6 protein-coding genes are annotated in these 6,649 nt (G+C 73.1%); 3 read left to right on the top strand and 3 right to left on the bottom strand.

Translation table 11 applies throughout. From position 1 onward, the window contains the following. Positions 1-75: 75 nt before the first annotated feature. Positions 76-705 (bottom strand): 6-phospho-3-hexuloisomerase, encoded by a 630-nt coding sequence (hxlB, locus tag BIV04_RS05150; RefSeq protein WP_055970883.1) that lies wholly within the window; start codon positions 703-705, stop codon positions 76-78. Positions 706-897: 192 nt separating this feature from the next. On the opposite strand from hxlB, the gene BIV04_RS05145 reads away from it, so the two are divergent. Further along, the gene (locus BIV04_RS05145) at positions 898-2,676 is read left to right on the top strand and encodes a GAF domain-containing protein (protein ID WP_143048570.1); all 1,779 of its coding nucleotides are present in this window, start codon (positions 898-900) and stop codon (positions 2,674-2,676) included. 100 nt (positions 2,677-2,776) lie between these two features. Here BIV04_RS05145 and BIV04_RS05140 read toward each other — a convergent pair whose 3' ends face one another. Next, positions 2,777-3,607 (bottom strand): DUF817 domain-containing protein, encoded by an 831-nt coding sequence (locus tag BIV04_RS05140; protein ID WP_218141822.1) that lies wholly within the window; start codon positions 3,605-3,607, stop codon positions 2,777-2,779. 514 nt (positions 3,608-4,121) lie between these two features. Further along, positions 4,122-4,436 (bottom strand): hypothetical protein, encoded by a 315-nt coding sequence (locus tag BIV04_RS05135; RefSeq protein WP_071254924.1) that lies wholly within the window; start codon positions 4,434-4,436, stop codon positions 4,122-4,124. Positions 4,437-4,799: 363 nt separating this feature from the next. Between BIV04_RS05135 and BIV04_RS05130 the strand changes: the two genes are divergently transcribed. Together BIV04_RS05130 and BIV04_RS05125 are read left to right on the top strand one after the other, a co-directional pair. Next, the gene (locus BIV04_RS05130; RefSeq protein ID WP_071254921.1) at positions 4,800-5,588 is read left to right on the top strand and encodes a DeoR/GlpR family DNA-binding transcription regulator; all 789 of its coding nucleotides are present in this window, start codon (positions 4,800-4,802) and stop codon (positions 5,586-5,588) included. Positions 5,589-5,659: 71 nt separating this feature from the next. Continuing rightward, positions 5,660-6,628, top strand: coding sequence for a 1-phosphofructokinase family hexose kinase (locus BIV04_RS05125; protein WP_071255286.1), 969 nt, complete (start codon positions 5,660-5,662; stop codon positions 6,626-6,628). The last annotated feature ends 21 nt before the right edge of the window (positions 6,629-6,649 follow it).

Below are 6,649 nucleotides of genomic sequence, written 5' to 3'. Positions count from 1 at the left end.
ATGGTTCGACAGCGCATCGACGGCGTGACGCTGAGCGCGCGGCGCGAAGGGCGCCGCGCGCGGAGGTGGGGGCGGCTACTCGAGGTTCGCGTGGCGGGGCCAGAGCTCGTCGGCGTCGGCACCCGAACGCTTCCATAGCGCGTGGAAGACGGCGTCGCCGAGCAGCACGACCGTCTGCTCGAACAGGCCGCCGGCGTACTGCGACGAGGCGGCTCCCGAGCGGTCCTGCTTGTCGGCGGCGGGGACCACGAGCACGGCCTCGGCCAGGTCGGCCAGCGGCGAGTCGGCGGCGGTGGTGATCGCGGCCACCCGGGCCCCGGCGTCGACGGCCGTGCGGGCCGCGGCGACGATGCCGGACGTCGTGCCCGAGCCGCTCGCGGTGAGCAGCACGTCTCCGTCGGCGATGGCGGGAGTCGTCACCTCACCCACGACGTGCACCTCGAGACCGAGGTGCATCAGCCGCATCGCGGTCATGCGCAGGGCGAGCCCCGAGCGACCCGCCCCGTGGACGAAGACGCGCTCGGCGTCGTCGAGCAGGTCGGCGAAGGCGTCGAGCTGGCCGGAGGTGTCGGACGAGTCGTCACCCCCGGCGTCGGCGTCGAGGACCGCCGAGACGGCGGCGTCGACCTCGTCCGCCACGAGCTCGAGGGCGGTGGCGACGGAACCGTGGTCGTCGTCGGGGGACGTGCTGTCTGCGGGAGTCACGCGTACCAGCCTGCTCGCCCCGCGCCTCCTGCGTCCAGGTTCGGGTGGACGCCCCCGGAACGACGGGGCTGCGCAGGGGTGCGACCAGAAGAGGGGCCACCGCGGACCCGCACTGGGGGCAGCCCGGCGCACGCCCGCTGCCTAGCCTGGGACGGGGGGACGACACACCGAGAGACACCCGAGGAGCACCACGTGACCAGGACGGTCGACACACCCGCGCACCCGACGCGCAGCTACGAGCGGCTGAGGCCTGCCATGCGCCTGTTCTACCTGTGGACGCTCTCGCGCTCGCGCCACGTGCCCTCCCCGCGCGGCCGGCCGACCTACCGGGCGGACTCCCCCGACCCCGACACCGTGCTGCTGATCGGCACGGGCCCGACCCACGGCTTCGGCGTGACGAGCCACGAGCAGGCACTCACCGGCCAGATCGCCAAGGAGACGTCGAAGAACACCGGACGTGCGTGCTCGGTGGACTACATCGGTGACGAGATGATGAACGCCGGGTCGGCCCGCTCGTGGATCGGCGACCACGACCTCAGCCTGTACGACACGGTCGTCGTGATGCTCGGCCTCAACGACGCCGTCATGCTCACTCCGCTGGACAGCTGGCAGCGCGACGTCACGGCGCTCGTCACCGACCTGACGCGCCGCGTCCACCCGACCGCCCGCATCGTGTTGGTCGGCGTGCAGCCCGTGCGCTCGGTGACGCGGTTCGACAACCCGTTCGGATCGGTCGCCGACCGGCACGCCGCGCGCATGAACGAGATCACCGAGCGGGTCGCCTCACAGCACCCGTCGACCTCGTACTTCCGGCTGCCCCCGGGCGAGCTGCAGCCCGGGCGCCCACACGGCTGCGAGACGATGTACCGACAATGGGGCGCCGTGGTCGCCGACCGGGTCGCCCCGACCCTCGACGTGGTGCGCCGCGGCGAATCGGTCGAGCACATCCCGCGCACATCGGTGGCCCCCCTCGTGCCCGAGCGCGTCGCGGCCCAGCTCGAGGTGGCCCGACTGGCGGCGTCGGTGGCCGCGCCGGCTCCGGTCGACCCGGTCGTCGCACGGCTCGAGGCCGCACGGGCGGCCGTCGCCCGACTCGAGGCCGAGCAGGCCGTCGCGGCGCGCTCGGCAACCGCACCCGCACCCGCACCGCTGCCGACACCTGCCACGACACCGACGCCTGCACCCGTGACCGCCCCCGGAACCGCGCCCGTCCCGCCGACCGGCACCGCGCCTCCTGCCCGTCCGCGGCGGGCACTGCCCGAGCCGACCTTCGAGTGGTCGGGTGCCGAGACGCTGGTCGAGCTCGCGAGCACCGGCGGCTCGGACACCCTGCAGGACCTCGCCCGCCGCGCCGAGAAGGAATTCGGCGTCGACGTCGCCGTCGTCTCGCTGCTCGACGGAAAGAAGCTGTACTACGCCGTCAACACCGAGCTGCTGCCGGTGTCGATCCCGCGCGAACTGACCTTCTGCGACGTGACCGTGGCGGCCGACGCCCCCGTGATCGTCGAGGACGCCCGCAAGGACGACCGCTTCAAGGACAACCCCTACCTCGACCTCAACCACGGGTACTTCTACGCCGGACACCCGATCCACTCGTCGACGGGCGAGGCGATCGGCACGTTCTGCCTGCACAACACCCGCCCCCGCAAGGCGAAGAGCGTGTCGTCCGAGAAGCTGGCCGAGTTCGCCCGCCTGGCCGAGATCGAGCTGCAGAGCTACGAGACGGCCGACGGGGGCCACGACCTGCCGACGATGTACGAGACCCGGGAGGCGGCGGTCGCGGCGGCCGTGTCGGGTCGCGCCCCGCAGGCGGCCTCGCTGGCCCAGGACGTGGCCGACGCCGTGGGCGCGGTCCCCGTGGGCGCCGTCCCCGTGGCCGCCGTCGCTGTGGCCGCCACCCCCGTGGCCGCCGCTGCTGCCGCTCCGGCCGCGCCGGCCCCCACGCGCGTCGGGCGCCACGCCGCCCCCTGACGCGACCCGCGAGCGAGGACGCACCACGTCCGCGTCGTCGAACCACCCGGACCACGGTTCGACGACGCGACGGTGGTGCGACCGTCACGTCGTCACGCCGTCACGCCGTCACGCCGTCACGTCGTCGCGGCCCCTTCCGCTGCTTCAGCCACAGCACGAGCATGAAGCTGAAGATCACGAGAACCATCCACGAGCCGATCTTGCTGGGGTGCACGAGGCTCCAGCCGTCGGCCTGCGAGGCGTAGGTCCAGGCGCCGAGCAGGGTCGCGGCGTTCTCGGCGACCCAGATGAAGAGCCCGATCAGGGCGAACGAGACGAGCAACGGCATGCGGCGGTCGAGGCCCCGCACGCGGAAGGTCACCGACCGTCGGGCGATCAGCAGCGCGGCGACGCCGAGCAGCACCCAGCGCAGGTCGGTGATCCAGTGGTTCGTGAAGAAGTTGACGTAGAAGCCGACCGCGACGGCCATGGTCGCCACCATCGGCACGGGGTCGACGCGCAGGTCGAGCCGTCGCCACGCCTGGCAGATGTAGCTCGCGACGGCCGCGTACATGAAGCCGCTGTAGAGCGGCACGTCACCCAGGCGCAGCACGCCGGGCTCCGGGTACGACCACGACCCGATCGCCACCTTGAACACCTCGAGCCCGAGGCCCAGGACGTGGAAGACGCAGATGACGAGCAGTTCGTCCCGGGTCTCGAGCCGCGTCGCGACGAGGACGACCTGCACGAGCAGGCACCAGATCAGCAGGGCGTCGTAGCGCGGGATGCCCACGTCCACCACGCGGGTCACGGCGAGCCCGGCGAAGATCGCGACGGCGAACGCGCACGAGAGGGCCTGCGCGCGGCCGAAGGCCAGCAGGTCGAGCAGGGACTCGCGCGTGCGGGCGGCGCGACCCGGGCGGTGACGCGGGACGATCTCGACGGCGGACACCGCGCCTCCTCGGTTCGTCGTCGGCGCGGGCAGGGTGGCCGCACCGTCGCCCCGACGGGTGCGACCTCGTCCACGCTACGGACCCCGAGGAGGCGCGGCGTCCGCCCCGAGGACCACTCGCCTCCCCCGCGGGTGGCGTCTTCGGACACGCGAGAGCCCCCTCACCGGGGTGAGGGGGCTCTCGTGGGGTGCTCGTCGGCGTCCCGCGCTGCGGGCCGCTGGTACGCACCGTCGACGGGCCGGGCGTCAGCCCGTCCGAAGTCGTGCACCGGGCCGGGGCCCGGGACGGTCAGATCTGGTCGTCGTCCACCAGGCCGGCCACGAAGGGGTAGCGGTCGGCCACGTACTCGTGGAGATCGGGGTGGACGAGGGTGTCGAGCGAGGGAAGCGAGGGGGTCATGGTCGGGCCGTTCAGTCGAGGTCGTCGGTGTCGTCGAGAGCCGTGTCGAAGTACGACACGTGGTCGCCGACCTGGTCGGCGAGGATGCGCTGCGCGAAGGTCATCGTGCCTGCCTCAGGCCGACATCGCGTGGGCCGGGGCGGCCACGAGGAAGTCGGCGTAGGTGGGCTCGTCGACCCGGGCGACGGCCGAGACGGCTGCCGAGATCGGTGCGGCGAGGGCGACGGCCGCGACACGCGCCCGACGACGACGGGGGTAGGTCTCGATGCGGACGGCCGGGACGCGCGGGTCGCGGCGGTAGAGGCCGGCGTCGACGCGACCGGTGGTCGGACGGGCCGCCGAGGGGCGAGCCGAACCGACGGTCCCGCGGACGAGGGAGACGAGCTGCTCGTGGCCGAGGCCCTGGAGCGAGGTGCTGCTGGTGTTCATGTTCTTCTCATTTCTGGTGACCCTGCGCCACCTGAGGAACCTGCTGGAGCTTCGGCACCGCCCGTGAAGTCGGTGCCCGTACCGCCGTGAACCGGTACGTCCATCACTGTGACAGGTGGATAGCTAGAGGAACTAGCCAGATCGGCAAGAGTGCGCATTGCGGACATGGCCGATCGTCGCGGGTGCGCGATCTGCGTTCTTCTTCGTTTTTCTGGTTTTGTCTTGTTTTCTCTGTGGAAGCGTCGTACAGTCGGCCCACACGGCACGGAACACCGCCGAACGGACACCCGCAGCACGAGCACCAGCAGTACGGACACCAGCAGCACCGGCAACAGCAGCACCGCGAGACGACGAGGAGGTCGCATGTACGCCACCGAACGGCACGAGTCGATCGCCGAAGCCCTGCGCTCGGCCGGTCGGGTGTCGGTCAGCGATCTCGCCCTGCGCCTCGACGTCACGGCCGAGACGGTCCGCCGCGACCTCGACGCCCTCGAGCAGGCGGGCCTGTTGCAGCGCGTGCACGGCGGTGCCGTCGTCGCGGGCCGCTCCAGCGTCAGCGAGCTCAGCCTGAGCGAGCGCGAGACCCGACACAGCCCCGAGAAGACGTCGGTCGCCCAGGCGGCCGCGCACCTCGTGCCCCCGACGTTCACGGGGTCGATCGCCCTCGACGCCGGCACCACCACGGCCGCCGTCGCCGCCGAGCTCGCCCGTTGGACCCCGGCGACGCCCGGCACCGTCCTCACCGTCATCACGAACGCCGTCCCGATCGCGGCGCTTCTGCAGCACAGCCCCCACGTCGACCTGCACCTGCTCGGCGGACGCGTCCGCGGCCTGACCAGTGCGGCCGTCGGCACGAGCACGGTCGAGCAGATCCAGGCCCTGCGACCCGACATCGTCTTCGTCGGCGCGAACGGCCTCAGCGCCGGCTTCGGACTGTCGACCCCCGACGAGTTCGAGGGCGCCGTCAAGTCGGCCTACGTGCGCGCCGGACGCCGCGTCGTCGCCGTGGTCGACCAGACCAAACACGGCGAGGAGGCGCTGGTGCGGTTCGCGCGCCTGGCCGAGATCGACACCGTGGTCACCGACGCACCCCCCGCCCCCGACCTGGGCGAGGCGCTCGAGCTCGCCGACGTCGAGGTGATCGTGGCATGAGCGCCTCGACCCCCGCGCCCCGCCCCGTCGTGGCCCCGCTCGACACCGCACCGCTGCCAGGAGGCACCCGCATGATCCTCACCGTCACCGCGAACCCCTCGCTCGACCGCACGATCGAGCTGCCGGGCACCCTGCAGCGGGGTGCCGTGCAGCGCTCGGTCAGCACGACCGACGAGCCCGGCGGCAAGGGCGTCAACGTGTCCCGGGCCCTCGCGGCGTCGGGCGCCGAGACCGTGGCCCTGCTGCCCGGTGCCCTCGACGACCCGGTCCTCGTCGCCCTGCGCGAGCGGGGCGTGCCGACCGTCAACCTGCCGATCGACCAGCGCCTCCGGGCCAACGTCACCCTGACCGAGCCCGGCGGCACGACCACCAAGATCAACGAGCTCGGCCCCGACCTCGGCGCCCACGTGGACGAGCTCACCGCGCTCGTCGTCGAGCACGCGGCCCTCGCCTCGTGGCTGGTGCTCGCGGGCTCGCTGCCCCCCGGCCTGCCGATGACCTGGCTGGCCGACGTCGTCCGGGCCGTGCGTACCTCCTGCGGTGACGCCGCCCCGCGCATCGCGGTCGACTCGTCGGGCGAGCCGTTCGCCGCCCTGATCGCGTCGGGCGTCGGCATCGACCTCGTCAAGCCCAACGCCGACGAACTCGCCGAGATCGTCGGCGGTGACCCCGAGGCGTACGAGGCCGATCCGGCCTCGGCCGTCGCCGGGGCCCGACGCCTGCGCGAACTCGGCGTCGAGACCGTGCTGCTCACCCTCGGCAGCGCGGGCGCCCTGTTGATCGACGACGAGGGGTCGTGGTTCGCCGCCGCCCCCGTCATCACCGCCCTGAGCACGGTGGGCGCCGGCGACTCGTCGCTGTCCGGCTACCTGCTCGCCGAGACGGCCGGGGCCCCCGCCCCGGCCCGCCTCGCCCAGGCCGTCGCGTCCGGAGCCGCCGCCGCGGCCCTGCCCGGCAGCATCGTCCCCCGCCTCGACCAGACCTTCCCTGACGACATCGACGTCGTCCCGGTGGCCCCCGCGGCCGTCGGGCACCTCTGAGCAGCGTCGCCCAACCCCAAG

Source organism: Frigoribacterium sp. MCBA15_019, assembly GCF_001864945.1.
In the GTDB taxonomy this organism is placed as follows: domain Bacteria; phylum Actinomycetota; class Actinomycetes; order Actinomycetales; family Microbacteriaceae; genus Frigoribacterium.
The sequence above is the reverse complement of the archived record's forward strand: the minus strand, read 5'-3'. Positions and strand labels throughout refer to the sequence as shown.